Source organism: Ruegeria sp. YKSE079, from assembly GCF_059612845.1.
This window is the reverse complement of sequence record NZ_JBXWRJ010000028.1, coordinates 31,417-53,099: the sequence shown is the minus strand read 5'-3', so window position 1 is coordinate 53,099 and position 21,683 is coordinate 31,417. Positions and strand designations below refer to the sequence as shown.

At 63.1% G+C, this 21,683-nt stretch carries 27 protein-coding genes; 16 read left to right on the top strand and 11 right to left on the bottom strand.

Features of this window, described 5'->3' with window-relative positions; genetic code table 11:
- Positions 1-146 precede the first annotated feature (146 nt).
- From AC2FMY_RS20110 to cobD, 3 genes are read right to left on the bottom strand one after another with little or no spacing between them, the layout of a single operon-like run.
- Positions 147-1,313, bottom strand: coding sequence for a lytic murein transglycosylase (locus AC2FMY_RS20110; RefSeq protein WP_496807953.1), 1,167 nt, complete (start codon positions 1,311-1,313; stop codon positions 147-149).
- A gap of 26 nt (positions 1,314-1,339) precedes the next feature.
- A complete protein-coding gene (gene cbiB / locus AC2FMY_RS20105; protein WP_480752091.1) occupies positions 1,340-2,260 on the bottom strand; it encodes an adenosylcobinamide-phosphate synthase CbiB in 921 nt (306 codons plus the stop codon).
- Positions 2,257-3,234 carry a threonine-phosphate decarboxylase CobD gene (cobD, locus tag AC2FMY_RS20100; RefSeq protein ID WP_496807952.1) on the bottom strand — a complete coding sequence of 326 codons (978 nt, stop codon included), beginning with the start codon at positions 3,232-3,234 and terminating at the stop codon, positions 2,257-2,259. The genes cbiB and cobD overlap by 4 nt, the downstream gene beginning before the upstream one ends.
- Before the next feature lie 186 nt (positions 3,235-3,420).
- Between cobD and AC2FMY_RS20095 the strand changes: the two genes are divergently transcribed.
- Entirely contained in the window at positions 3,421-3,783 is a 363-nt protein-coding gene (locus tag AC2FMY_RS20095) for a response regulator transcription factor (protein WP_480752089.1), read from the top strand.
- Here the strand turns inward: AC2FMY_RS20095 and AC2FMY_RS20090 are convergent.
- A complete protein-coding gene (locus AC2FMY_RS20090) occupies positions 3,765-4,754 on the bottom strand; it encodes a glutathione S-transferase family protein (RefSeq protein WP_496748545.1) in 990 nt (329 codons plus the stop codon). The two genes, AC2FMY_RS20095 and AC2FMY_RS20090, sit on opposite strands and share 19 nt — an antisense overlap.
- Positions 4,755-4,966: 212 nt before the next feature.
- Here AC2FMY_RS20090 and AC2FMY_RS20085 point away from each other — a divergent pair, with 212 nt between their 5' ends.
- Positions 4,967-5,320 carry a hypothetical protein gene (locus AC2FMY_RS20085; RefSeq protein WP_480752086.1) on the top strand — a complete coding sequence of 118 codons (354 nt, stop codon included), beginning with the start codon at positions 4,967-4,969 and terminating at the stop codon, positions 5,318-5,320.
- 3 nt (positions 5,321-5,323) lie between these two features.
- On the opposite strand, the gene AC2FMY_RS20080 is transcribed toward AC2FMY_RS20085, so the two are convergent.
- The gene (locus AC2FMY_RS20080; RefSeq protein ID WP_496748546.1) at positions 5,324-5,854 is read right to left on the bottom strand and encodes a L,D-transpeptidase family protein; all 531 of its coding nucleotides are present in this window, start codon (positions 5,852-5,854) and stop codon (positions 5,324-5,326) included.
- 2 nt (positions 5,855-5,856) lie between these two features.
- On the bottom strand, positions 5,857-7,029 hold the full coding sequence (locus AC2FMY_RS20075) for a MalY/PatB family protein (RefSeq protein ID WP_496748547.1): 1,173 nt from the start codon (positions 7,027-7,029) through the stop codon (positions 5,857-5,859).
- A 94-nt stretch (positions 7,030-7,123) separates the two neighbouring features.
- Between AC2FMY_RS20075 and def (AC2FMY_RS20070) the strand changes: the two genes are divergently transcribed.
- The 7 genes from def (AC2FMY_RS20070) to AC2FMY_RS20040 all read left to right on the top strand — a co-directional run bounded on the left by def (AC2FMY_RS20070) (position 7,124) and on the right by AC2FMY_RS20040 (position 11,725).
- On the top strand, positions 7,124-7,642 hold the full coding sequence (gene def, locus AC2FMY_RS20070; protein ID WP_496807951.1) for a peptide deformylase: 519 nt from the start codon (positions 7,124-7,126) through the stop codon (positions 7,640-7,642).
- Positions 7,639-8,136 carry a peptide deformylase gene (def, locus tag AC2FMY_RS20065; RefSeq protein WP_496748381.1) on the top strand — a complete coding sequence of 166 codons (498 nt, stop codon included), beginning with the start codon at positions 7,639-7,641 and terminating at the stop codon, positions 8,134-8,136. Before def (AC2FMY_RS20070) ends, def (AC2FMY_RS20065) begins: the two co-directional genes overlap by 4 nt.
- A complete protein-coding gene (gene def / locus AC2FMY_RS20060; RefSeq protein WP_480752078.1) occupies positions 8,133-8,627 on the top strand; it encodes a peptide deformylase in 495 nt (164 codons plus the stop codon). The genes def (AC2FMY_RS20065) and def (AC2FMY_RS20060) overlap by 4 nt, the downstream gene beginning before the upstream one ends.
- A 53-nt stretch (positions 8,628-8,680) precedes the next feature.
- On the top strand, positions 8,681-9,586 hold the full coding sequence (gene fmt, locus AC2FMY_RS20055; protein ID WP_496748380.1) for a methionyl-tRNA formyltransferase: 906 nt from the start codon (positions 8,681-8,683) through the stop codon (positions 9,584-9,586).
- 15 nt (positions 9,587-9,601) lie between these two features.
- Positions 9,602-9,838, top strand: coding sequence for a hypothetical protein (locus AC2FMY_RS20050; RefSeq protein WP_480752075.1), 237 nt, complete (start codon positions 9,602-9,604; stop codon positions 9,836-9,838).
- Between the two features lies 1 nt (position 9,839).
- Positions 9,840-10,076, top strand: coding sequence for a GlsB/YeaQ/YmgE family stress response membrane protein (locus tag AC2FMY_RS20045; protein WP_496807950.1), 237 nt, complete (start codon positions 9,840-9,842; stop codon positions 10,074-10,076).
- Between the two features lie 74 nt (positions 10,077-10,150).
- Entirely contained in the window at positions 10,151-11,725 is a 1,575-nt protein-coding gene (locus AC2FMY_RS20040) for a caspase family protein (protein ID WP_496807949.1), read from the top strand.
- Here AC2FMY_RS20040 and rnhA read toward each other — a convergent pair.
- From rnhA to AC2FMY_RS20020, 4 genes are all read right to left on the bottom strand, one after another.
- Entirely contained in the window at positions 11,710-12,180 is a 471-nt protein-coding gene (rnhA, locus tag AC2FMY_RS20035; protein ID WP_480752070.1) for a ribonuclease HI, read from the bottom strand. The two genes, AC2FMY_RS20040 and rnhA, sit on opposite strands and share 16 nt — an antisense overlap.
- The gene (locus tag AC2FMY_RS20030; RefSeq protein WP_496807948.1) at positions 12,173-12,760 is read right to left on the bottom strand and encodes a class I SAM-dependent DNA methyltransferase; all 588 of its coding nucleotides are present in this window, start codon (positions 12,758-12,760) and stop codon (positions 12,173-12,175) included. The genes rnhA and AC2FMY_RS20030 overlap by 8 nt, the downstream gene beginning before the upstream one ends.
- A 14-nt stretch (positions 12,761-12,774) precedes the next feature.
- Entirely contained in the window at positions 12,775-13,719 is a 945-nt protein-coding gene (ispH, locus tag AC2FMY_RS20025; RefSeq protein WP_496748378.1) for a 4-hydroxy-3-methylbut-2-enyl diphosphate reductase, read from the bottom strand.
- Positions 13,720-13,927: 208 nt separating this feature from the next.
- The gene (locus AC2FMY_RS20020) at positions 13,928-14,503 is read right to left on the bottom strand and encodes a LabA-like NYN domain-containing protein (RefSeq protein ID WP_480752066.1); all 576 of its coding nucleotides are present in this window, start codon (positions 14,501-14,503) and stop codon (positions 13,928-13,930) included.
- Between the two features lie 139 nt (positions 14,504-14,642).
- On the opposite strand from AC2FMY_RS20020, the gene folK reads away from it, so the two are divergent.
- The 7 genes from folK to AC2FMY_RS19985 all read left to right on the top strand — a co-directional run bounded on the left by folK (position 14,643) and on the right by AC2FMY_RS19985 (position 20,807).
- Positions 14,643-15,212, top strand: coding sequence for a 2-amino-4-hydroxy-6-hydroxymethyldihydropteridine diphosphokinase (gene folK, locus AC2FMY_RS20015; protein ID WP_496748377.1), 570 nt, complete (start codon positions 14,643-14,645; stop codon positions 15,210-15,212).
- A gap of 93 nt (positions 15,213-15,305) precedes the next feature.
- A complete protein-coding gene (gene rpoZ / locus AC2FMY_RS20010; protein ID WP_480752063.1) occupies positions 15,306-15,659 on the top strand; it encodes a DNA-directed RNA polymerase subunit omega in 354 nt (117 codons plus the stop codon).
- 26 nt (positions 15,660-15,685) lie between these two features.
- Positions 15,686-17,818 (top strand): RelA/SpoT family protein, encoded by a 2,133-nt coding sequence (locus AC2FMY_RS20005; protein ID WP_496748376.1) that lies wholly within the window; start codon positions 15,686-15,688, stop codon positions 17,816-17,818.
- 16 nt (positions 17,819-17,834) lie between these two features.
- Entirely contained in the window at positions 17,835-18,533 is a 699-nt protein-coding gene (locus AC2FMY_RS20000) for a DUF2062 domain-containing protein (protein WP_496748375.1), read from the top strand.
- On the top strand, positions 18,526-19,272 hold the full coding sequence (locus tag AC2FMY_RS19995; protein WP_496807947.1) for a pyridoxine 5'-phosphate synthase: 747 nt from the start codon (positions 18,526-18,528) through the stop codon (positions 19,270-19,272). Before AC2FMY_RS20000 ends, AC2FMY_RS19995 begins: the two co-directional genes overlap by 8 nt.
- Positions 19,269-19,889, top strand: coding sequence for a LysE family transporter (locus AC2FMY_RS19990; protein ID WP_496807946.1), 621 nt, complete (start codon positions 19,269-19,271; stop codon positions 19,887-19,889). The genes AC2FMY_RS19995 and AC2FMY_RS19990 overlap by 4 nt, the downstream gene beginning before the upstream one ends.
- Before the next feature lie 90 nt (positions 19,890-19,979).
- Positions 19,980-20,807, top strand: coding sequence for an MBL fold metallo-hydrolase (locus AC2FMY_RS19985; RefSeq protein ID WP_496748389.1), 828 nt, complete (start codon positions 19,980-19,982; stop codon positions 20,805-20,807).
- Positions 20,808-20,816: 9 nt separating this feature from the next.
- On the opposite strand, the gene AC2FMY_RS19980 is transcribed toward AC2FMY_RS19985, so the two are convergent.
- Positions 20,817-21,668, bottom strand: a complete 852-nt coding sequence (locus AC2FMY_RS19980) for a CE1 family esterase (protein ID WP_496807945.1) — start codon at positions 21,666-21,668, stop codon at positions 20,817-20,819.
- Between the last annotated feature and the right edge of the window lie 15 nt (positions 21,669-21,683).

The following is a 21,683-nucleotide window of genomic DNA, read 5'->3' as shown; positions in this document are numbered from 1 at the left end:
ACAAAGTCATCATCACAGCAGTCGCTAGAAAGCTCGTTACAATCGCGAACGCACTCCTAAAATCTCGGCAAAACTGGTCGGCTCAGACCGCCTGAGAAATACAGTTGCTAGAGACCGGCCCTCATCCGCCTGACACCACTTGTCCACTACAACCTGCGCAAAAGCTCTGCCGTCGGCCAGGCGTCAGCGGGCAAACCCACCCTTTCCTGCTCTGCCTGTACCGCCGCGCGGGTTCCGGCGCCCAGAATGCCGTCGATCTTGCCGACATCGTGGCCGCGCGCCTGCAATTTCGCTTGCAGCTCTTTCATCTGCGGTCCTGACAATCCGGGCTCCGGACTACCGGCATCATAAATCGGACCACCCTCCAGCCGGGTGGCGAAATAGGCGGCGGTCAGGACATAGACGAAACTCTGGTTCCACTCGAAATAGACGTCGAAATTCGGATAGGCCAGAAAGGCTGGTCCTTTATGGCCCTGCGGCAGCAACAGCGACGCCTGCATTCCACCCGGCAACGACCCGCTCCGCGCGCGGACCCCCATCCGCTGCCACTCCGTGACCGCGCGGCCCTTGCCGGGCCCCGACAGCGACCAGTCCATATCCGCGGGCACGGTGACCTCCTGCAGCCATGGCTCACCCGCCCGCCAGCCCAGATGCGACAGCATCTTTGCCCCCGACATCAGCGCATCAGGGGCCGAGGTTTTCAGCGACACTTTGCCGTCGCCATCGGCATCGACGCCGTTGTCCAGAATGTCCTGCGGCAGCATCTGCACCATGCCGATCTCGCCTGCCCAGGCGCCGGTTGTGCGTTGCGGATCGAAGTTGCCACGGTCATACAGCGCGATGGCGGCAAATATCTGGGGCCGGAACAGATCGGGACGGCGGCAGTCATGCGCCAGCGTCACCAGCGCGTCGCGGGTGTTGAAATCTCCCTGAAAGCCGCCGTAATCGGTTTCGAACGCCCAAAAGGCCAGCAGCACGCCGCGCGACACGCCGTTTTCCGCCTCGATCCGGTCGAACACCGCATCGTGTTTCTGTGACATTGCCTGCCCCCGGTCGATCCGGTTCTGCGAAATCAGGTGCCGCGAGAAATCGATGAAGGGTTTCTGGAACACTCCCTGCGCCCGGTCGGCCTTCAGTACCTTGCCGTCCTGCCTGACGCCCTTGAAGAATGCGTTGACCCGGGCGCTGTCATGGCCTTTCGTCACCGCCTCCTGTTTCAGCGCCTGCACGAAGGTGTTGAAATCGCCTCCGCATTGGGCTTGGGCTGCGGTGGACAGCAGAAGGGCGAAAACGGCGGCAGAAAACAGTCGCATCTTGCGGGTCAATCCCTCTTGTCGGGTCAGAATATCAATGTCAGCACAAACCACAGCAGAACGAGCGCAAAGACAAGGCCCCAAACGCGCCACAGCATGTCGACGGCGCGAGTGATCTCGAAAGCACCGATGGTTCTGCGCGCCGCGCCATTGACCCAGGCCAGATCGCGGATCTGACCGTGATAACTGCGCGGCCCGGCAAGGGCCACGTCCAGCGCGCGGGCCATTGCGGCCTCGGGCCAGCCCGCATTGGGCGAGACATGGCGTCGGGCGTCGGCAACGGTCTCGCGCCATTGGCCGAACCCACGGGCCAAGGCCACGATCATCAAACCGGTCAGCCGCGCAGGGATCAGGTTCAACAGGTCATCCAGCCGTGCCGAAGCCCAGCCGAATTCAAGGTACTTTTCGGTGCGATAGCCGATCATGCTGTCCGCCGTGTTGATCGCCTTGTACACCAGCAGCCCCGGCAGACCGCCAACCAGAAACCAGAAGGCAGGCGCAATCACCCCATCGCTGAGGTTTTCTGACGCGCTTTCGATGGCCGACCGCGCGATCTGGCTTTCATCCATGGCCGAAGTGTCGCGCGATACGATCCGTGCCACCATCGCCCGCCCCTCGGGCAAGGACCGGCGCATGGCATCGGCCACGTCGGACACATGCGTCACAAGCGACTTCTGAGCCAGCAGAATGGCGCAGGCCAGGATTTCCACCACCGGCCCAAGCGCAGCCAGAACCTGACCCGCAATCACTGCCGCCGCGACCAGAAACAGGGCGACTGCAGCACCCTTGAGGCGCCGGTTGCCGCCCCGGTTCAGCCGCCTGTCCAGCGCTCCGATCAGATTGCCGATCAGCACCGCCGGATGCCGCACCCGCGACCACAGCCACTCGGGTTCTCCCAGCGCGGCGTCCAGCGCCATCGCCGCAGCCAGCAGAAACGCGGTGCTCACAGCGCAGCCTCCAGCCGGTCCCAACCCTGTGCAGGCGGCAGGCCCAGCCGCAGATAGGTCCGCGAATAGGGAAAGACGCGGCTCCAGATATGGGCACGCGCCAAACGGTCCTGCCATGCAGCAGCGTCATCGACCTCATAGAGTCGGAACAGGGTAGTGCCCCCGACAAGCTCGGCACCCTTTCCGGTGACAAGCGCATCCAGCTGCCTGGCCTCCTGCGCCAGGCGCGCGCGGGTGCGCGCCGCCCAGTCGGTATCGGTCAGGGCCTGCGCCCCGATCTGCAGCGCCGGCCCCGAAACCGCCCAGGGGCCGGTCAGGTCGTTGAGCCGGGCGATGGTGTCGGGTCGGGCGATGGCAAAGCCAAGCCGCAATCCGGCCAGCCCCCAGAACTTACCAAAGCTCTTCAGAACCACCGTGCCGGGACGTTCGGCCAGATGGATCAGCGAGGCCGCAGGTGTCACATCGCAAAAGCTTTCGTCGATCACGGTCAAAGGCGCATCGGCTTCCGCTTCACGCCACAGGCGGCCATCGGGGTTGTTGGGATGCACGATGACCCGCGCCTGCGTAGGCCCAACGTCGCGGATGTCCCAGCCCTGCGCGGCAAAGGCGGCAGCATGTTCGTTATAGGTGGGGCGGGTGATCTGCACCGACCCGGCAGGAGCCAGCGCCGGAATTCGGGCAATCAGCGCCGACGCACCCGGCGCAGGCAGGATAGCGGCCTCAGCCGGCACCTGCCAGAATGTCCGCGCCGCCGACACCAGCGCCTCGAACGCGCCGTGATCGGGAAGCTCTGCCCAATCGGTCGCCTGCAAGCCGGACACCGGATAGGGTGACGGGTTGATACCTGTCGACAGGTCGATCCAATCCGCCCGCGCGCCGCCATAGCGCTTCATCGCGCCGTCCAGCCCGCCGCCATGGTCGCGTCGGGCGCGGGGGTCGATGGTGTTCTGGTCCATGTCCGGCGATTGCGCCATTGCGACTCTCTGCCTGAAAATGCTGCATTCTGCCCGCTTCAAGCGGATTCTTGCCGTCTGCACAAGCGAAACCGCCCGAAACAAGGGCCGCTTCGGGCATGTTAACATTTTGTTAAGCAATTGACCGGATCACGGGGCTAGGGGGACGGCACGAGATACATGCCAACCGTGCCAAGGGTGCCGCAAATGAAGGTTCTGATCGTTGAAAGCAACCCGGATCTTGGCCGGGTCTGGCAGCGTCACCTGCAACGGCAGGGGACCGAAGCCACCTTGGTTTTGACGCAGGAGGAGGCCATTCTGGCGCTCTATGGCACCGCCTTCGATATCATTGTCCTCGATCTCGTGCTGGAAAAGGGCAGTGCGCTTGCGGTGGCCGATTTTGCCAGCTATCGCCGCCCCGATGCGCGGGTGATCTTTGTCACCAACACCACCTTCTTTTCCGACGGATCAATCTTTGCCCACAGCTCAAACGCCTGCGCCTTTGTCCAAAGCGGCACCCCGCCCGAAGACCTGGCAGCCATGGTCGAGCATTACGCAGCCGGACGCTGATCGCGGCGGTGCGGCTCCCGGTAATCCACAACCGGGTTGATCGGGATTATGCGGTGCGGATTGATGGTGTTGTGGCTGAAATGATAGTGGCGCACGATATGCGCCATGTTCACCGTGTCCGCCACACCGGGCCATTGATATAACTCCCGCAGATAGGCCCAGAGATTGGGATAATCGATTACCCTTTTGCGGTTGCACTTGAAATGCAGATGATACACCGGATCAAACCGCACCAGCGTGGTGAACAACCGCCAGTCGGCCTCGGTCACGCGATCTCCCATCAGATAGCGCTTGGCTGACAGCCTTTCCTCCAGCCACTCAAGCGTGTCGAACAGGGGATGCACGGCGGCGTCATAAGCCTCCTGCGTGGTGGCGAACCCGCATTTGTAGACGCCGTTGTTCAGCGTGTCATAGACGCGGGTGTTCACCGCTTCGATCTCGTCGCGCAGGGGCACGGGCCAATAGTCATCCGTGTTCCCGGTGAGACCGTCAAAGGCGGAATTGAACATGCGGATGATTTCCGAACTTTCGTTCGACACGATGGTTTCCCGCTCGGTGTCCCACAGGATCGGAACCGTCACCCGCCCGGAATAGCCGGGATCGGCCTTGGTATATACCTGATGCGCGTGACTGAAACCATAAAGCGTGTCTCCGGTCGCGCCATGGGCGTCGGTCTCGAACGTCCAGCCCTGATCCAGCATGTCCGGATGCACCACCGACACCCCGACATGATCCGTCAGGCCCTTGAGGGCGCGAAAGATCAGTGTTCGGTGCGCCCATGGGCAGGCATAGCTGACGTAAAGATGATAACGTCCCGACGCCGCCTGAAATCCACCCTCGCCAGATAGGCCCGGCGCGCCGTCGGCGGTGATCCAGTTGCGGAACCGCGCCGCCGACCGCTTGAACGCGCCGCCGTTGGATTTCGTGTCATACCACTTGTCCTGCCATTTGCCGTCCACGAGCAGTCCCATGCGCTTACCTCCGGTTTCGAGAGACACTCCAAAAAATAGGGCCGCCCGCGCCGCCTGACCACCATCAGGCCCGCGCACGCTTTCTGCGCTCGCGCACATGGTGCGCATTCCTTGCGACACGATTGCAACGCAACGCCGTCACCGGAAATCTTTCATTGGATTTTTACAAAACCCATTGCAAACTTAAGGTTACGTGAGGGGGAAAGATTTTTATGACCACATACATTTCCGAGGAAATGCGCAAGGAATTGGATGCCGCGCGCATTGCAACACTCAAGAAAACAAGCCGTTTGCGGGTCGAAGCGGGCGAGGAATACTTTCGCGTCCTGCGTCTGTGGCAAAGCGGATTCGCGGTCGAGGCCGAAACGACTCCGCGTCTGCGCGGTCTCGTTGATCTCTACGATGGAACCAATCACCTTTATCAGTGCCTGATTGTTGCCGCAGAAGAAGAAGCCGGAGAGATGCGTTACGAGTTCAAACGCAACACTCTGGCCGCCGACAAGGCGCCTCTGGATTTCTATCGTTCGCCGGATGCGCCGATTGCGCTTCTGGGCAAGGACGACTGATCGTCAGGGCCGGATTTCGACGATCGTCCCGACGTCGGCAAGACGCCAAAGGCGCGTGATTTCGTCATTGGACACGGCGATGCAACCCAGGGTCCAGTCGCCCGGCAGGGTCATCCCGACGACACCGTTTGGTTGCCCGTGAATGAAGATATCGCCACCCGGATCGGTTCCGGCCTCGCGCGCCCGCGCGATGTCTTCAGGCTGCGGGTAGTCGATGCCCAGCGACAGGTGAAAGGCGCTTTGCGGGTTGCGGCGGTTGATCGTAAAGACGCCCTCGGGCGTGCGGCCATCGCCTTCGACCGCCTTGTCGCCTTCGGGGCTGAACCCCAGCGCAATATCGGCCTGCATCACCACAGCACCGTCCAGCGTCGCTGTCAGGCGGCGGGTGGATTTCTCGATCAGGATGCGATCGACCCGCTCGGCCTCGGGCGCCATCGGCGGCGCCACAGGGCGCGGGCCGAAACGCGCCCATCCGACCCAAAGCGCCCCGGCGACAAGGCACAACGCCATCAGGACGGTCAGGCGCCGTAGCATGGCTATTGCAGATCGGCAAAGGCGCTGCGCAGCCGGGTACAGGCCTCCTCGACACGCGCGCGCTGTGTTGCCAGGTTGAACCGCTCGAACGTCTCGCCCCCGGTTCCGAATCCGGGACCGGACGACGTGGCAATCCGCGCATCCTGCCGCAGGCGGCGGACGAACTCGTCATGGTTCATTCCGGTGCCCGAAAAATCGACCCAGGCCAGATAGGTGGCCTGCAACGGCATAGACCACAGGCCGGGGATTGATGCGATGGTGTCGTCGAACAGACGCCTGTTGCCGTCCAGATGCGCCATTTGGGCATCGACCCACGCGGCCCCGGCTGGCGAATAGGCGGCGGTGATCATTGCCACGCCAAGGGCGGCGGGCGCGTAATCCAGAGTCGCCAGCCGATGCCGTATCACCTTGCGCAATTCCGGGTCGGGAATGATCATGTTGCCGGTCCGCTGTCCGGCAATGTTGAATGTCTTGGACGCCGCCGTCAGGGTCACCGTCCACGCCCGCGCCTCGGGCGCGGCCACATCCATCGGTACGTATTTTTGACCAGCATAGACAAGATCGTGATGAATTTCGTCCGAGACCAGGATCAGCCCGTTTCGTTCCGCGAATGCCGCAACCGCGCGCAGCTCCTCGGGCGTCCAAACTCTACCCGACGGGTTCTGCGGCGAGCACCACAGCAGCAGCTTCTCCGAGCCGTCCAGCCGCGCCTGCGCGTCGTCCAGATCCAGCACATAGGTCTCGCCCTGCCGCACCAGCGGGCATTCCACCACCCGGCGACCCGACTTGTTCACCTTGTGCGCAAACTCGTGATAGACCGGGGTAAAGATCGCCACCCCGTCCCCCGGCGCGCTCCACACGTCCAGACACAGCGCAATCGCATTGCCCAGCCCCTGCGAGGTCAGCACCCAGTCGGTGTCGATGTCCCAGCCGTGCCGGGCCTTCATCCACCACTGCACCGCCTGCAGGTATTCGGGATGTTCCCAGGAATAACCGAACACGCCATGTTCCGCCGCCTTTTGCACCGCTTCGATCACGCAGGGCGCGGTCTTGTAATCGGAATCCGCCGTCCACATCGCCAGCCCGTCATCGGGCGAGACGCCATAGAGTTGCTCCATCTTGTCCCATTTTGAACTGTGGGTGCCGCGGCGGTCGGTAGGGTCGTTGAAAGTCATGTCTGCTCCGTTTGATCGCGGGAAAGCTAACCTCAATTCCGACGGTTGCAAGGGGGGCGTTGCGGCGCGGCGCCGAATGACCTAAATCACCCTCATGAAACGCACTATTCTGATCCATCCCGACCCGCGCCTGAAGAAGGTCTGCGCGCCGGTGGCCGACATCACCGACGACCTGCGCAAGCTGGCCGACGACATGCTCGAAACGATGTATGACGCGCCGGGCATCGGGCTGGCCGCGCCTCAGATCGGTGTGCTGGATCGGCTGATCGTGCTGGACTGCGTCAAGGAAGATGGCGAAGCGCCCCACCCGCTGGTGATGTTCAACCCGCAGGTCATCGCGGCCTCGGATGAAACCAATGTCTACGAGGAAGGCTGCCTGTCGATCCCCGAGCAATATGCCGAGGTGACGCGCCCCAAGGTGGTCGATGTGGCATGGATGGACCGGAACGGAAACCTGCAGCAGGAAACCTTTGACGGGTTGTGGGCCACCTGCGTCCAGCACGAGATCGATCATTTGGATGGCAAGCTGTTCATCGACTACCTCAAGCCGCTCAAGCGCCAGATGATCACCCGCAAGATGCAGAAGCTGAAGCGCGAGAAGGCCCGCGCGTGAGCGTCCTGCCGATCCTGACATGGCCCGACCCCCGACTGTCGCAGAAATGCGACCCGGTCGAAACCATCGTGCCGCAGGATCTGATCCGGTCCATGTTCGACACCATGTATGCCGCGCAGGGCCGTGGGCTGGCCGCGCCGCAGGTCGGGGTGATGCAACGGTTCTTTGTCATGGATTGCGGCTGGAAAGAGGGAGAGCCCGCGCCACTGGCAATGATCAATCCCGTCATCATGGCCGCCGAGCGTATCCCCGTGGTGATGGAAGAGGCCTGCCTGTCGATCCCCGGCATTGCGGTTGCGGTCGAAAGGCCAAAGGCTGTCACCGTGCAGTGGACCGCCCCCGAAGGCGATATCCATATGGCCGATTTCGACGGGTTTGAGGCGCGCTGCATCCAGCACGAGTTCGACCATCTGAACGGCACGGTCACGCTCGACCACCTAACCGGCGCGGACCGCGCGCGCGTCGAGGCCGAATACCTGGAGAAACATCAATGACCGTACGCCCCTGCCTGCCCTGGCCCGACAAGCGCCTGCGCAGCAAGGCCGCCGAAGTGCCCGAGATCACCGACGAGATCCGCGCGATCTGGGACGACATGATCGACACGATGGAGGCGATGCCGGGCGTCGGCCTTGCCGCGCCGCAGATCGGGGTGATGCTGCGACTGGCGGTGGTGGATGGTTCGGCCGAGCGGGGCCGGGCGGTGCGCCTTGCAAATCCGGAAATCCTGCACCGCTCGATCGAGCTGCGCGAGCATGAAGAGGCCAGCCCGAACCTGCCCGGCGTCGCGGCTACGATCAAGCGGCCCCGCGCCGTGACGGTCAAATACCTCAATGAACATGGCATCGTCGACCGCCGCGACTTCGTCGGCATCGAGGCGACCAGCGTGCAGCACCAGATCGACCATCTGAATGGCCGGATGTATTTCGACAACCTCAGCAAGGTCAAACGTGACATGCTGTTGCGCAAGGCGCGCAAACAAACCTAACGCCCGTAGGCCGGGCTTCAGCCCGGCACCCCGCCACAACCCCGGAGCAGATCATGCGCGTCATCTTCATGGGCACTCCCGATTTCTCTGTCCCGGTGCTCGACGCGCTGGTTGGTGCCGGTCACGACATCGCCGCCGTCTACTGCCAGCCCCCGCGCCCCGCCGGGCGCGGCAAGAAAGACCGCCCCACGCCGGTTCATGCCCGCGCCGAGGCGCTGGGCCTTGAGGTGCGTCACCCGGTTTCCCTCAAATCGCCCGACGAACAGGCCGCCTTTGCCGCGCTTCAGGCCGACGTGGCCGTCGTGGTGGCCTACGGCCTGATCCTGCCGCAAGCCATTCTGGATGCCCCCGCGCGGGGGTGCCTCAATATCCATGCCAGCCTGTTGCCGCGTTGGCGCGGGGCCGCGCCGATCCACCGGGCAATCATGGCCGGGGATGCCGAAACCGGCGTCTGCATCATGCAGATGGAGGCGGGGCTGGACACCGGCCCGGTGCTGCTGCGCAAAGCCACACCCATCGGCGCAGAGGAAACCACCGCCGAACTGCACGACCGCCTGTCGGCCATGGGTGCATCTCTGATCGTCGAGACATTGGCCCGCTTGCCCGAACTCGCCCCCGCCCCGCAACCGGATGCGGGCGTCACTTATGCCGCCAAGATCGACAAGGCCGAGGCACGGGTGGACTGGACCCGGCCCGCCGCCGAGATCGACCGTCAGATCAGGGGCCTGTCGCCGTTCCCCGGAGCCTGGACCGAAATCGAAGGCGAACGGGTCAAACTGCTGGCCTCGCGGCTGGCGCAGGGGCAGGGGGAACCGGGCGAGGTTCTCAACGACACCCTGCGCGTGGCCTGCGGGTCCGGCGCGGTCGATCTGCTGCGCTTGCAAAGAGCGGGCAAAGGCGCGCAGGATAATAAGACGTTCCTGCGCGGTTTCCCGGTTGGCGCGGGAACCCGGCTTTAGACGGAGGGCGCCCGCATGTTCATGATCCTGATGGGAACGGTCATCATTGCCGGGATCGTCGGATACCTGTCCGAGGCGACCGGCTTTACCCGCAACGGCTATGTGCAATCCATCATCATCTGTGTCGGCGGCGCGTTCATCTTCCATTTCTTCCGCATAATGTTCGGGATCGGCTTCGGCTCTCCGGGCCTGAACGCGGTGATTTCGTCCATAGGCGCGCTGATCATCGTGCCCACGCACTGGAGGAAATGACATGCCCGTCGTCGCCCTGATCGTCATCGGTGCCGCCGCCGGATTTCTCGCTACCCGCCTGATGCGGATCGAGGCCGACATTCCCACCACCATGGCCATCGGCATCGTCGGCGCGCTGCTCGGCGGCTTTGTCCTGCGCGGGCTTGCGACGATGATGGGCTGGCTTTCGGGCTTCGTCGGCGCGGTGCTGGGGGCTTTGCTGGTGATCTGGATCTGGCAAAAATACTTCCGCCGATAATCTGTGTGACCAGCATCCTTTGAGGCGGGCCAATTCTCGGATAGACTGTCCGTGACGTGTAACCCGAGGTGCCGATGAAGTTTCTGGCGGCCATTCTGATTATTCTGATCCTGCCGGTCTGCGCATGGGCCGACCGGGTGGCGCTGGTAATCGGAAACTCCGACTATCAGGCGGTCGCGCCGCTGGACAATCCCCGCAATGATTCCGCCGCCGTCTCTGTCCTGCTCGAAGATCAGGGGTTCGAGGTCGTCCGCGCCGACAACCTCAACCGCGTGCAGATGCGCGAAACGCTGCGCAATTTCCGCGCGATAGCGGATCGTTCGGAAATCGCCATGGTCTATTACGCCGGGCACGGGATCGAGATCGGCGGCACCAACTATCTGATGCCGGTCGATGCCCGCCTCGAAGATGTGCGCGACGCCGGTCTGGAAATGGTCGAGATGGATCTGATCCTGCGCCAGATCTCGGGCGCACGGCGGATGAAGATGGTGGTGCTCGACGCGTGCCGCAACAACCCTTTCCTGGCCCGCATGAAACAGCAGGGCGGCACCCGCAGCGCCCGGCAGGGTCTCGCGGATGTCCAGACCAACGAATCCGACACGCTGATCGCCTACGCTGCCGCCGCTGGTGAAATCACGCCCGACGGACGAACCGGCGGCAACTCGCCCTTCACCGCCGCCTTCCTTGATGCGATGGCGGGGCCGCCGACGGATGTGCGCCAACTGCTGGGCCGTGTCCGCGACAGCATGCGCCAATCGGTGCCGGGGGCCGCGCCCTTCGTCTATTCCTCGCTCGGCGGCGGCGAATACGTGATCAACCCCGAAAGCGGCACGGGCCGGGCCGCGCCAGAACCACAACCAAGCGTGCCACCGCCCCCGACAGCGTCGATCTCGCAAGACTTCATCGAGGCCGACCGCGCGGGAAGTTTCGAAGCCTGGGATGCCTTCCTCATCAAGTTCGAGGATCAAAGCACGCATCCCCTCTATGCTTTCGCCCTGGAAAAACGCGAAGAACTCAGGCCTGCCAATCGTACGGCGATTTCTTCCGATGCCACCGCACCGGCGCCCCGATCCGAAGTTATCGCCGCGATGCCCGCCACCGAAGAACCGCAAACGCCGGCTTTGGCCAATCCGGAACCCGCAGCCGAACCGGAACCGGAGGCCGCGCAGAACCCAGAACCCGAGGTGGAACCGGAACCCGAGATGACCCTTGAAGAAGCGACGCGGCTGGCGCAGACGCGGTTGAAGGAAAGGGGTTGTTACCTTGGGGCCATTGACGGCGATTTCGGGCGACGCTCACAGGCGGCTACGGCGGCGTTTCTCAAACAGGCGGGGATGCCGCTGACCGACAGCTATCAGGACGGCGTGCGCGGGTATCAGGAACTTGTCGCCGCGATCGAGGCCAAGCCGGGAATTGCCTGCCCCAAGGTGGCCCGTACATCGACACCGACCCGCACGACAAAGCCCAGGACACAGACGACCACACAGCGCACGACCCAGGCTGCCAAACCCGCCCAGACGGACGACAGTGATACAAACGAGGTCACAGGGGTTCCCGGATTCGTCACACGCAAGGACGCCACCAAGATGGTGCCCATCCGGCCATCCGACTGTATCGGCGGGCGCAAGAAATTCTATGACTGCGACTGAGCGGGCTTCTTGAACGGCTTCATGCCCGCGCGCGCCAGTTCATCGGCGCGCTCGTTTTCCGGATGTCCCGCATGGCCCTTGACCCATTCCCAGGTCACCTGATGACGGGCCTGCGCCTCGTCCAGCCGTTGCCACAGCTCGACATTCTTGACCGGCTTCTTGTTTGACGTGCGCCAGCCGTTTTTCTTCCACCCGAATATCCAGCCGGTGACCCCGTTCTTGACATAGGCGCTGTCGGTCACGACGGTGATTTGCGTGGGCCGCTCCAGCGTTTCCAGTGCGTTGATCGCGGCCAGCAGTTCCATCCGGTTGTTGGTGGTTTCTGCCTCGCCACCGCTCAGCTCGCGCTCCTTCAGGATACGCTCGCCGTCAACTGCGCGCAGCAGCACGCCCCAGCCCCCCGGGCCGGGATTGCCGGAGCACGCCCCGTCCGTATAGGCAAACAATTCAGGCATGAGCAGTGATTGCAATCCATTCCTCGACACGACCCGAAAACCCCGCGTCGGCCCCGGTCACATGCGAATGGACGGAAAAGCCCGCCTTGGCAAGCAGGTCTTCCAGCTCGGACCGCTCATAGTAGGCATAGAACCGGCCAAACTCGTCCACCTTCTCGCCTTGCCCCAGCTTCAGCACCAGATGCAGCCGCGCACCGGAACGCGCGGCCCGGTGCAGCGCCGCGAGATGCAGGGGTAACTTGGCCTTGGGCGCGTGCAACAGTGAAAAACTCGCCCAGATCCCGTCATAGATATCGACCCCGGCGATGTCGTCAAACACCTCCTGCCGCGCTTCGACACCCGGGTTTCGGGCCGCAAGCCGCACCATTTCGGCTGATCCGTCGGTCGCCGTCACGCGCAACCCCGCTTGGGCCATCATTGCCGCCGCATGGCCGGGACCGCAGCCCAGATCCAGCACATGCGCCCCCGCCGGTATCGCGGCGATGAAAGCGTCCAGACAGGGGTCGTTCCAGTCACTGACCATGTCCAGATAGGCCTGGCTTTTCGCGTTATAGACGGACAGGGTTCGATCTTTGGTCATCGCGGCCCCCTTTCCTAAGCGCGCAACACGCGCGGAACCTTGAATTCGACACTCTCGGTGGCGGTTTCGACAATCTCGACCGTGACGGCATAGCGGTCCTGAAAGGCGTCGATCACCTCGTTGATCAGCTCCTCCGGCGCCGAGGCCCCGGCGGTGATGCCGACCGAGGCGATACCGTCCAGCGCCCGCCAGTCGATATCCGTGGCGCGCTGCACCAGCTGCGCATAGCGGCACCCGGCCTTCGAGGCGACCTCGACCAGACGGCGCGAATTGGACGAATTCGGCGCCCCCACGACCAGCAGCGCATCCGATTTCGGCGCGATGGCCTTGACCGCCTCCTGCCGGTTGGTAGTGGCGTAACAGATGTCTTCCTTGTGCGGCCCGACAATGGCGGGAAACCGCGCCTGCAGGGCCGCCACGATATCCTTGGTATCATCGACCGACAGGGTGGTCTGGGTGACAAAGGCCAGCCGTTCGGGATCGCGCACCGCAACCCGGTCCACATCCGCGACCGTTTCCACCAGCAGAACTTCGCCCTCGGGCAGCTGTCCCATGGTACCGACCGTCTCGGGATGACCCTTGTGGCCGATCATGATCATCTGCAACCCGGCCTCGGCATGGCGCTGCGCCTCGATATGCACCTTGGACACCAGCGGGCAGGTGGCATCGACATAAACCATGTTGCGCCGCTCGGCATCCGCGGGCACCGATTTCGGCACCCCATGCGCCGAAAAGATCACCGGGCGGTCGTCGGGACATTCTTCCAGTTCCTCGACAAACACCGCACCCTTTTCGCGCAGCCCGTCCACGACATACTTGTTGTGCACGATCTCGTGGCGCACATAGACCGGCGCGCCCCATTTCTCCAATGCCATCTCGACGATCTTGATGGCCCGGTCCACGCCCGCGCAAAATCCGCGCGGCGCGGCCAGATACAGGGAAAGCGGCGGTCTGGTCATGGTCGTCATCTCCTTGCCGCCGACACGTAGGAGATTTCGCCGGATACGACAAGTGACCAAGGTTTTGTCATCCTGCCGTCATCTTTGCGCGCTAGAACATGACTCGTTTCAGTACGAGTCATATTTAAAGCGACGCGGCCAGGCTCATCCGAACCTGGCCGCGCTTTTCCCTGACCGAACCCCCTGAATTCAGCCGATCGTGTGTCGCTCAGCGACCGCCTGCCGCGGCATAGTTCCGATCCTCGGCCGGAATGTCGCGCGGCGGGCGTCCGATCACGTCGCGCAGCTCTTCCAGCTCGATGAAGTTGTCGGCCTGGCGGCGCAGCTCGTCCGAGATCATCGGCGGCTGGCTGCGGATGGTCGACACCACCGAGACCCGCACGCCCTGGCGTTGCAGGCTGGCAATCAGCGGGCGGAAATCGCCATCGCCCGAGAACAGCACGATATGATCCACGCGCGGCGCCAGTTCCATGGCATCCACGGTCAGTTCGATATCCATGTTCCCCTTGACCTTGCGGCGGCCCATGCTGTCGGTGTATTCCTTCGCCGGTTTCGTGACCATGGTGAAACCGTTGTAATGCAGCCAGTCCACCAGCGGTCTGATCGGAGAATACTCATCGTTTTCAAGCAGCGCTGTATAGTAGAACGCCCTCAGAAGTTTCCCACGACGCATGAACTCCTGACGGAGCAATTTGTAGTCGATGTCAAATCCCAGAGCTTTTGCGGCGGCATATAGATTCGAGCCGTCGATGAACAGCGCTAGCCGTTCGTCTTTATAAAACATTAACTTTTTCCCTTCCGGTGCACCCTTTTCGCCGAGTATTTGCGTGAGTGAGTGGTGAGTGATCGGCGAAATGGTGGTCTTAATGTAAGAATTTTGCGACTTATCGCAAGCATTCTGTGGGTCGAATATGGAGTATTTGATGAACAATAGCAGACAAGAAACCGTTATTGCACTGGGGGCGAACCTCAATTTCGACGGCTCCGACCCGCAGACGACCCTGCAACTTGCGCTGGACGTGCTTGCCGACGAAGGGGCGACGATTCGCGCCGCCAGCCGATTCTATGCCACGCCCTGCTTTCCGGCGGGGGCCGGACCCGATTACGTGAACGCGGCGGCGCTGCTGGAGACAGACCTTGCGCCCGAAGGATTGCTTGATCTTCTGCACCGCGTGGAACACCGCTTTGGGCGGGCACGCGAACAGCGCTGGGGCATGCGCACGCTCGACCTCGACATCGTCTGTTGGCAGGACAGTGTGCTGCCCGACGCGCGGGAATATGACCGCTGGTTCAACCTGCCACCCGAAGATCAGGTCAGGGTCGCGCCCGAACAGCTGATTCTGCCCCATCCCCGCCTTCAGGACCGGGCCTTTGTCCTGGTGCCGATGGCCGATGTGGCCCCTGGCTGGCGGCATCCGGTTCTGGGCCGGACCGTCACAGAAATGCTGGCGGACCTGCCTCGGGGCGACGTGGCGGCGGTCAGACCGCTCTGATTGCCGATTTGTTGGTATTTCGCGCTTGTCAAGCCGGGGATTCCGCCTTAGATAAGCCCCTTCCTGACACGGTTTCTGATTGGAGAGTGCCTCATGGCCCGCGTGACGGTAGAAGACTGCGTAGACAAGGTTCCGAACCGGTTCGAGCTGGTGATGCTCGCCGCCCATCGCGCGCGCGAAATTTCCGCCGGCGCCGGGATCACCGTGGACCGTGACAACGACAAGAATCCCGTTGTGTCCCTGCGCGAAATCGCCGACGAAACCCAGACGGCCGACGAACTGCGTGAACGCCTGATCGAAGCCAACCAGACCCAGATCGAGGTCGACGAGCCCGAAGAGGACCAGATGGCCCTGCTGATGGGTGCCGAATCGGACAAGCCCGCCGCTGACGACATGTCCGAAGAAAAGCTCCTGCGCGCCCTCATGGAGGCTCAGGGCCAGGGGTAACCCGGATACGGGAAGGTGCGGACCGGATGATTTCTGCTGAAGACCTGATTGCGCTGGTCCGCAATTACAATCCAAAAACCAATTCCGATCGCCTGAAACGGGCCTACGAGTTCGGCGACAAGATGCACGAGGGGCAGTTCCGCCACTCGGGCGAGCCCTATTTCACCCATCCGGTCGCCGTTGCCGCCATTCTGACCGAACAGCGTCTGGATGACGCCACCATCATCACCGCCCTGCTGCATGACACCATCGAGGATACCAAGGCCAGCTATGGCCAGGTGGCCGAGATGTTCGGGGATGAGGTCGCCAAGCTGGTCGATGGCGTCACCAAGCTGACCAACCTGCAACTGTCCAGCCACGAAACAAAACAGGCGGAAAACTTCCGCAAACTGTTCATGGCCATGTCCAAGGACCTGCGGGTCATTCTGGTCAAGCTGGCCGACCGTCTGCACAACATGCGCACCATCAAGGCGATGCGCCCGGAAAAACAGGTGGTCAAGGCGCGCGAGACGATGGATATCTACGCGCCGCTGGCAGGCCGGATGGGCATGCAATGGATGCGCGAGGAACTCGAAGACCTCGCTTTCCGTGTCCTGAATCCCGAAGGCCGCCAGTCCATCATCCGTCGCTTCATCACCCTGCAACGTGAAACCGGCGACGTGATCCATCGCATCACCGGTGACATGCGGCACGAGCTGGAAAAGGCGGGCATCGAGGCCGAGGTGTTCGGCCGCGCCAAGAAACCCTATTCGATCTGGCGCAAGATGCAGGAAAAGGATCAGGGCTTCTCGCGTCTGTCCGATATCTACGGGTTCCGCATCATCACCCAGACCGAGGAAGACTGCTATCGCACGCTGGGCGCGATCCACCAGCGCTGGCGGGCGGTGCCGGGGCGGTTCAAGGATTACATCAGCCAGCCGAAATCGAACGGCTATCGCTCGATCCACACCACCGTGTCGGGCCGCGACGGCAAACGGGTCGAGGTTCAGATCCGCACCCGCCAGATGCATGACGTGGCCGAAACCGGTGTTGCGGCCCACTGGTCGTACCGCGACGGCGTGCGCTCGGAAAACCCCTTTGCGGTGGACCCGGCCAAGTGGATTTCCAGCCTGACCGAACAGTTCGACACCGAAGAGGATCACGAGGATTTCCTCGAAGCCGTCAAGCTCGAGATGTATTCCGACCAGGTGTTCTGCTTTACCCCCAAGGGCGACGTGGTGAAACTGCCGCGCGGGGCGACACCCATCGACTTTGCCTATGCCATCCACACCCGCATCGGCCACGCCTGCGTCGGCGCCAAGGTCGACGGCATCCGGGTGCCGCTCTGGACCCGGCTCAAGAACGGTCAGTCGGTCGATATCATCACCGCCGACGGCCAGACGCCTCAGGTCACCTGGCTGGAAATCGCGGTGACCGGCAAGGCCCGCACCGCCATCCGCCGCGCCCTGCGCGAGGTGGACCGCGAACGCTTTGTCAAACTCGGCCACGAACTGGCGCGCGCCGCCTTTGAACATGTCGGGCGCAAGGCCACCGACAAGGTTCTGGATACCGCTGCCAGGCATCTGCGCCTCAAGGACCGCAGCGAATTGCTGGCCCGCCTTGGCAGCGCCGAGCTGACCGCGCATGACGTGATCGAGGCGGTCTATCCCGAACTCACCCGCGACGAGGGCGAAACCATCCCTCTGCGGCGCGCGGTGATCGGCCTGGAAGCGGGGCAAAGCTTCGAACGCGCGCCCTGCTGCCAGCCGCTGCCGGGCGAACGCATCGTCGGCATCACCTATCGCGGCAAGGGCGTGGTCGTGCACGCCATCGACTGCACGCGGCTGAGCGAATACGAAAACCAGCCCGAGCGCTGGGTCGACCTGCACTGGCATTCCGGCACCCACCCGGCGGTTTACGGCGCCACGCTCGACCTGACCATCGGCAACGATGCCGGCGTGCTGGGACGTATTTGCACATTGATCGGCGAGAAAAAGGCCAATATCTCAAACCTTGAATTCGTGGATCGGAAACCGGACTTTTACCGCCTGCTGATCAACGTCGAACTGCGCGATGTCGAACAGTTGCATTCGTTGATGCTGACGCTCGAAGCGGAAAGCGACGTGGCGGCGGTCGAACGGTTCCGCGATTCCGATCTGGCAGCGGCGGAAACGGACTAAGAGAGGACGGTCAGGAGTGGTTTTCAAGCGCCGAGATCGCCGCTCTCCCGTCCAGATCGCATCGGAGTTCGTCTACCCGCGCGGCGGCTGGACCCGCGCCTTTCACTACGTCAAGCACCGCATCCGTCGCTTGCCGGATTCGCCCGAGCGCATCGCGCGCGGCGTCGGCGCCGGGGTCTTCGCCTCGTTCACGCCGTTCTACGGGATGCACTTCGTCATCGCCGCCGTGGTGGCCCGGATGATCAACGGCAATTTTCTGGCCTCGCTCAGCGGCACCTTCTTTGGCAACCCGCTCACTTATGTCCCGATTGGCGTGGTCAGCCTGCAGACCGGCCATTTCCTTCTGGGCACCAAATTCGAAAAGGGGCAAACTCAGGGGCTTATGGGCAAGTTCGCCAACGCCATGGCGGATCTCAAGGACAACTTCATCGCGCTCTTCACCGACCGCGATGCCGACTGGCACGGGCTGGGCGTGTTCTATGACGAGGTGTTCTTCCCCTACATGATCGGTGGCATCCTGCCCGGCATCATTGCCGGTGTCGTCTGCTATTATCTCAGCCTGCCATTGGTGCGCACCTATCAGCAGCGCCGCCGCACCAAGATCAAAAAGAAATTCGACCAAATCAAACGTTTGGCCCAGGTAAGGGCTGACGCGGTGCCGTCAAAGCCTCTAGGCTCGGCCACAGGGCAGGAAAAGGATTCTAACGATGTCTGACACCCATCTGCGTCTCGGCGTGAATATCGACCACGTGGCCACTGTGCGCAATGCGCGCGGCGGGGCCTATCCCGACCCGCTGCGCGCCGCCAGGCTGGCCGAAGAAGCGGGCGCCGACGGCATTACCGCGCACCTGCGCGAAGATCGCCGCCACATCTCGGACGCCGATATCGACGGGCTGATGGAGGTGCTGTCGGTGCCGCTCAACTTCGAGATGGCCGCGACCGACGAGATGCAGAAAATCGCCCTGCGCCACAAGCCGCACGCCGTCTGCATCGTCCCCGAAAAGCGCGAGGAACGCACCACCGAAGGCGGGCTCGAAGTCGCGCGCGAGGAAAACAAACTGGCCCACTTCATCGCCCCCCTGCGCGAGGCCGGGTGCCGCGTGTCGATCTTCATCGCCGCTGACATGAGGCAGATCGAGGCCGCGCACCGCATCGGCGCCGAGGTGATCGAACTGCACACCGGCGCCTATTGCGATGCCCATGCCGAAGGCCGGATGGAAGACGCCGCACGCGAACTGGAAGCGCTGCGCCAGATGTCCACCTTTGCCCATTCGCTGGGGCTCGAGGTGCACGCGGGCCATGGCCTCACCTATGACACCGTCAAACCCGTCGCCGCCTTCCCCGAGGTGCGCGAGCTGAACATCGGCCATTTCCTGATCGGCGAAGCGATCTTTCGCGGCCTGACCCCGGCAATCGCGGAAATGCGCAAACTGATGGACGAGGCGCGCGCGTGACCGACCTGCTGATCCCGCTCCCCGTCATCCTGATCGGCTGGGCTCTGGCCGGGGGCAGCCCCGGTCCGGCGACGCTGGCCATATCCGGCACGTCGATGGCGCATGGCCGGGCGGCTGGCGTGGCGATTGCGGCGGGTGTCGTGGTCGGCTCGGCGATCTGGGGCATTGCCGCGGGGCTTGGCTTTTCCGCCCTGATGCTGGCCAATGCCTGGCTGTTCGAGGCGGTGCGCTATGCCGGTGCGGCCTATCTGTTTTATCTCGCGCTCAAATCGCTGCGCTCGGCATGGCGCGGCTCGGCGGTCGCCCCCGTTGCGGCCCCGCGCAAGGCGTTCTTCTTCAAGGGGCTGACCCTGCATCTGACCAACCCCAAGGCAATCCTTGCATGGGGTTCGATCTATGCCATTGCCCTGGTCCCGGCGGCGGGCACCCTGTCGGTCTGGTTATTGTTTGCGGCCCTGTCCGCCACGTCGGTCACCGTCTTCATCGGCTATGCCCTGCTGTTTTCGGCCCCGCCCATTGCCCGCGCCTATCTGCGCGCCAAGCGCGGGTTCGATCTGGCCTTCGGGCTTCTCTTCGGCGCCGCCTCGCTCAAACTGCTGACCGCACGGCTGACCTGATCCGGTTCACAATCATGTGAGCAGAGGCGCGTTGCCGTAACGGCAAGCCGGATGGCATCTTGGGGTATTCATAACACGGAGGATACTTCGATGATTGCAAGAACCCTCGTTTCCGTTTTCCTTTTGACAGTCGGCGGCGCGGCTCTGGCGCAGGACGCGCAGCGCGAACTGATCCCGGTCAAGGGCGATGTCTATCTCTTCCGCAACAATTTCCATCAATCCCTGATCGTTGCCACGCCCGAAGGCACAATCCGCGTCGATCCGATCAACGCCGGTGCGGGCGCGTGGCTGAACGAAAATCTGGGCCAGATCACCGACCAGCCGGTCACGCACCTGATCTATTCGCACAGCCATCTGGACCACGCCTCGGGCGGGTCCGCCCATGATGGCGCACAGGTGATCGTCCATGCAAACGCCCCCGACGCCATCGACGGCGTAACCCCGGATCTCCGCATCGGCGACAGCCACACGCTCGAACTGGGCGGCAAGACCCTGGAACTGACCTATCTCGGCCCGGGCCATGGCGAGGACATGCTGGCCGTCGTTGTCCGCCCCGAGAATGTGGGCTTCATCGTCGATGTCGCCGCGCCCGACCGGCTGCCTTATCAGACGCTGGGCGGCGCCAATGCGGATGACTGGATCAACCAGATCAAGACCGCCATGGCACTCGATTTCGAGGTGTTCGCTCCCGGCCACGGCAAGATCGGCACGCATGAGGATCTGGCCGAGCATCTGGGTTATTTCGAAACTCTGCGCGCCGGTGTGCTTGAAGGTCTCAAGGCAGGCAAACCGGTCGCAGACATCCAGGCCGAACTGACGCTCGACGATTACAAGGACTGGGGCCAGTACGAAGCCTGGCGCCCGCTCAATATCGAGGGCATGGCAACCTACCTCACCAATGCGGGGCTTGTGAACTGAGCCGGGCTTTCAGTCGGGTGCGCGGTCAGGGGCCGAGAGGGTTGTAAACCACTCCGCCACACTGTCCGCCCAGTCCGGTTGCCGTCCATGCCCGTTTGGGCCAAGCGAGAATACCAGCGATCCGGCCTGGCACTTGGTCCATGCCTTGTTCCAGCGCGCGCCCTTGGCCGAAACGGTATCCGCCATCTGCCCGCAGCCATTGGTCTCGGCAAGGATCCCCAGAGACTTGAAAACACTGCCCTGTTCGAAATCCCAGCCGCCAAAGGTGACTTCCCGGCCTTCCAGCGGAACCGTCCGGTCGGCAAATCCGTGCGAGTGGTGCATGTGCACCGGCCCCTTGCAGCGCCGCCACATCGGCTCCCAGAAGGCACCCGAAGCCGAGGCGTAGCCGAGCGCGAAATCCGGGGTCTGGCAGGCGATATCCCAAACCATCGAGCCGCCGCGAGAGTATCCGGCTAGAAAGACCCGGTCGGGGTCGAACCCGAACCGGGCAAGTGCGTCCGCCTTGACCGCTTCCAGCGCGCCCTTGTCGTCGCGCGGCCAGCGGTGCCCGTCATGCACGCCCCAATCCAGCGCCTTGGGATTGCCGATATCGACCTGCCCCGCCGGGGCCACCACCGCAAACCCGCGCGCGGTAAACGCCCCGACCAGAGCATCATTTCCCATCACCGCTTTCGGTGTCGCCGCATAGCCGTGCAGAAAGATGACCACGGGCGCGCCCTGCACCCCGTCAGGCAGGGCCAGCAGATACTCGGCCTCGCCCGCGACACAGGGCGCATCCGGCCCGCCGCAGGTGCTTTCCTGCGCCTGTGCGCCCGATAGGAACGCCCCCAGATATAGCAGCAGTATCAGTCGGCGCATTGCGATCCTCGTTTT

What these genes read in the sequence shown, in the direction of transcription:
- AC2FMY_RS20110 (WP_496807953.1), bottom strand. Translation starts at nt 1,313, where the DNA reads ATGCGACTGTTTTCTGCCGCCGTTTTCGCCCTTCTGCTGTCCACCGCA.
- cobD (WP_496807952.1), bottom strand. Translation starts at nt 3,234, where the DNA reads ATGGCGCAATCGCCGGACATGGACCAGAACACCATCGACCCCCGCGCC.
- AC2FMY_RS20095 (WP_480752089.1), top strand. Translation starts at nt 3,421, where the DNA reads ATGAAGGTTCTGATCGTTGAAAGCAACCCGGATCTTGGCCGGGTCTGG.
- AC2FMY_RS20090 (WP_496748545.1), bottom strand. Translation starts at nt 4,754, where the DNA reads ATGGGACTGCTCGTGGACGGCAAATGGCAGGACAAGTGGTATGACACG.
- AC2FMY_RS20085 (WP_480752086.1), top strand. Translation starts at nt 4,967, where the DNA reads ATGACCACATACATTTCCGAGGAAATGCGCAAGGAATTGGATGCCGCG.
- AC2FMY_RS20080 (WP_496748546.1), bottom strand. Translation starts at nt 5,854, where the DNA reads ATGCTACGGCGCCTGACCGTCCTGATGGCGTTGTGCCTTGTCGCCGGG.
- AC2FMY_RS20075 (WP_496748547.1), bottom strand. Translation starts at nt 7,029, where the DNA reads ATGACTTTCAACGACCCTACCGACCGCCGCGGCACCCACAGTTCAAAA.
- def (WP_496807951.1), top strand. Translation starts at nt 7,124, where the DNA reads ATGAAACGCACTATTCTGATCCATCCCGACCCGCGCCTGAAGAAGGTC.
- def (WP_480752078.1), top strand. Translation starts at nt 8,133, where the DNA reads ATGACCGTACGCCCCTGCCTGCCCTGGCCCGACAAGCGCCTGCGCAGC.
- fmt (WP_496748380.1), top strand. Translation starts at nt 8,681, where the DNA reads ATGCGCGTCATCTTCATGGGCACTCCCGATTTCTCTGTCCCGGTGCTC.
- AC2FMY_RS20050 (WP_480752075.1), top strand. Translation starts at nt 9,602, where the DNA reads ATGTTCATGATCCTGATGGGAACGGTCATCATTGCCGGGATCGTCGGA.
- AC2FMY_RS20045 (WP_496807950.1), top strand. Translation starts at nt 9,840, where the DNA reads ATGCCCGTCGTCGCCCTGATCGTCATCGGTGCCGCCGCCGGATTTCTC.
- AC2FMY_RS20040 (WP_496807949.1), top strand. Translation starts at nt 10,151, where the DNA reads ATGAAGTTTCTGGCGGCCATTCTGATTATTCTGATCCTGCCGGTCTGC.
- rnhA (WP_480752070.1), bottom strand. Translation starts at nt 12,180, where the DNA reads ATGCCTGAATTGTTTGCCTATACGGACGGGGCGTGCTCCGGCAATCCC.
- AC2FMY_RS20030 (WP_496807948.1), bottom strand. Translation starts at nt 12,760, where the DNA reads ATGACCAAAGATCGAACCCTGTCCGTCTATAACGCGAAAAGCCAGGCC.
- ispH (WP_496748378.1), bottom strand. Translation starts at nt 13,719, where the DNA reads ATGACCAGACCGCCGCTTTCCCTGTATCTGGCCGCGCCGCGCGGATTT.
- AC2FMY_RS20020 (WP_480752066.1), bottom strand. Translation starts at nt 14,503, where the DNA reads ATGTTTTATAAAGACGAACGGCTAGCGCTGTTCATCGACGGCTCGAAT.
- folK (WP_496748377.1), top strand. Translation starts at nt 14,643, where the DNA reads ATGAACAATAGCAGACAAGAAACCGTTATTGCACTGGGGGCGAACCTC.
- rpoZ (WP_480752063.1), top strand. Translation starts at nt 15,306, where the DNA reads ATGGCCCGCGTGACGGTAGAAGACTGCGTAGACAAGGTTCCGAACCGG.
- AC2FMY_RS20005 (WP_496748376.1), top strand. Translation starts at nt 15,686, where the DNA reads ATGATTTCTGCTGAAGACCTGATTGCGCTGGTCCGCAATTACAATCCA.
- AC2FMY_RS19995 (WP_496807947.1), top strand. Translation starts at nt 18,526, where the DNA reads ATGTCTGACACCCATCTGCGTCTCGGCGTGAATATCGACCACGTGGCC.
- AC2FMY_RS19985 (WP_496748389.1), top strand. Translation starts at nt 19,980, where the DNA reads ATGATTGCAAGAACCCTCGTTTCCGTTTTCCTTTTGACAGTCGGCGGC.
- AC2FMY_RS19980 (WP_496807945.1), bottom strand. Translation starts at nt 21,668, where the DNA reads ATGCGCCGACTGATACTGCTGCTATATCTGGGGGCGTTCCTATCGGGC.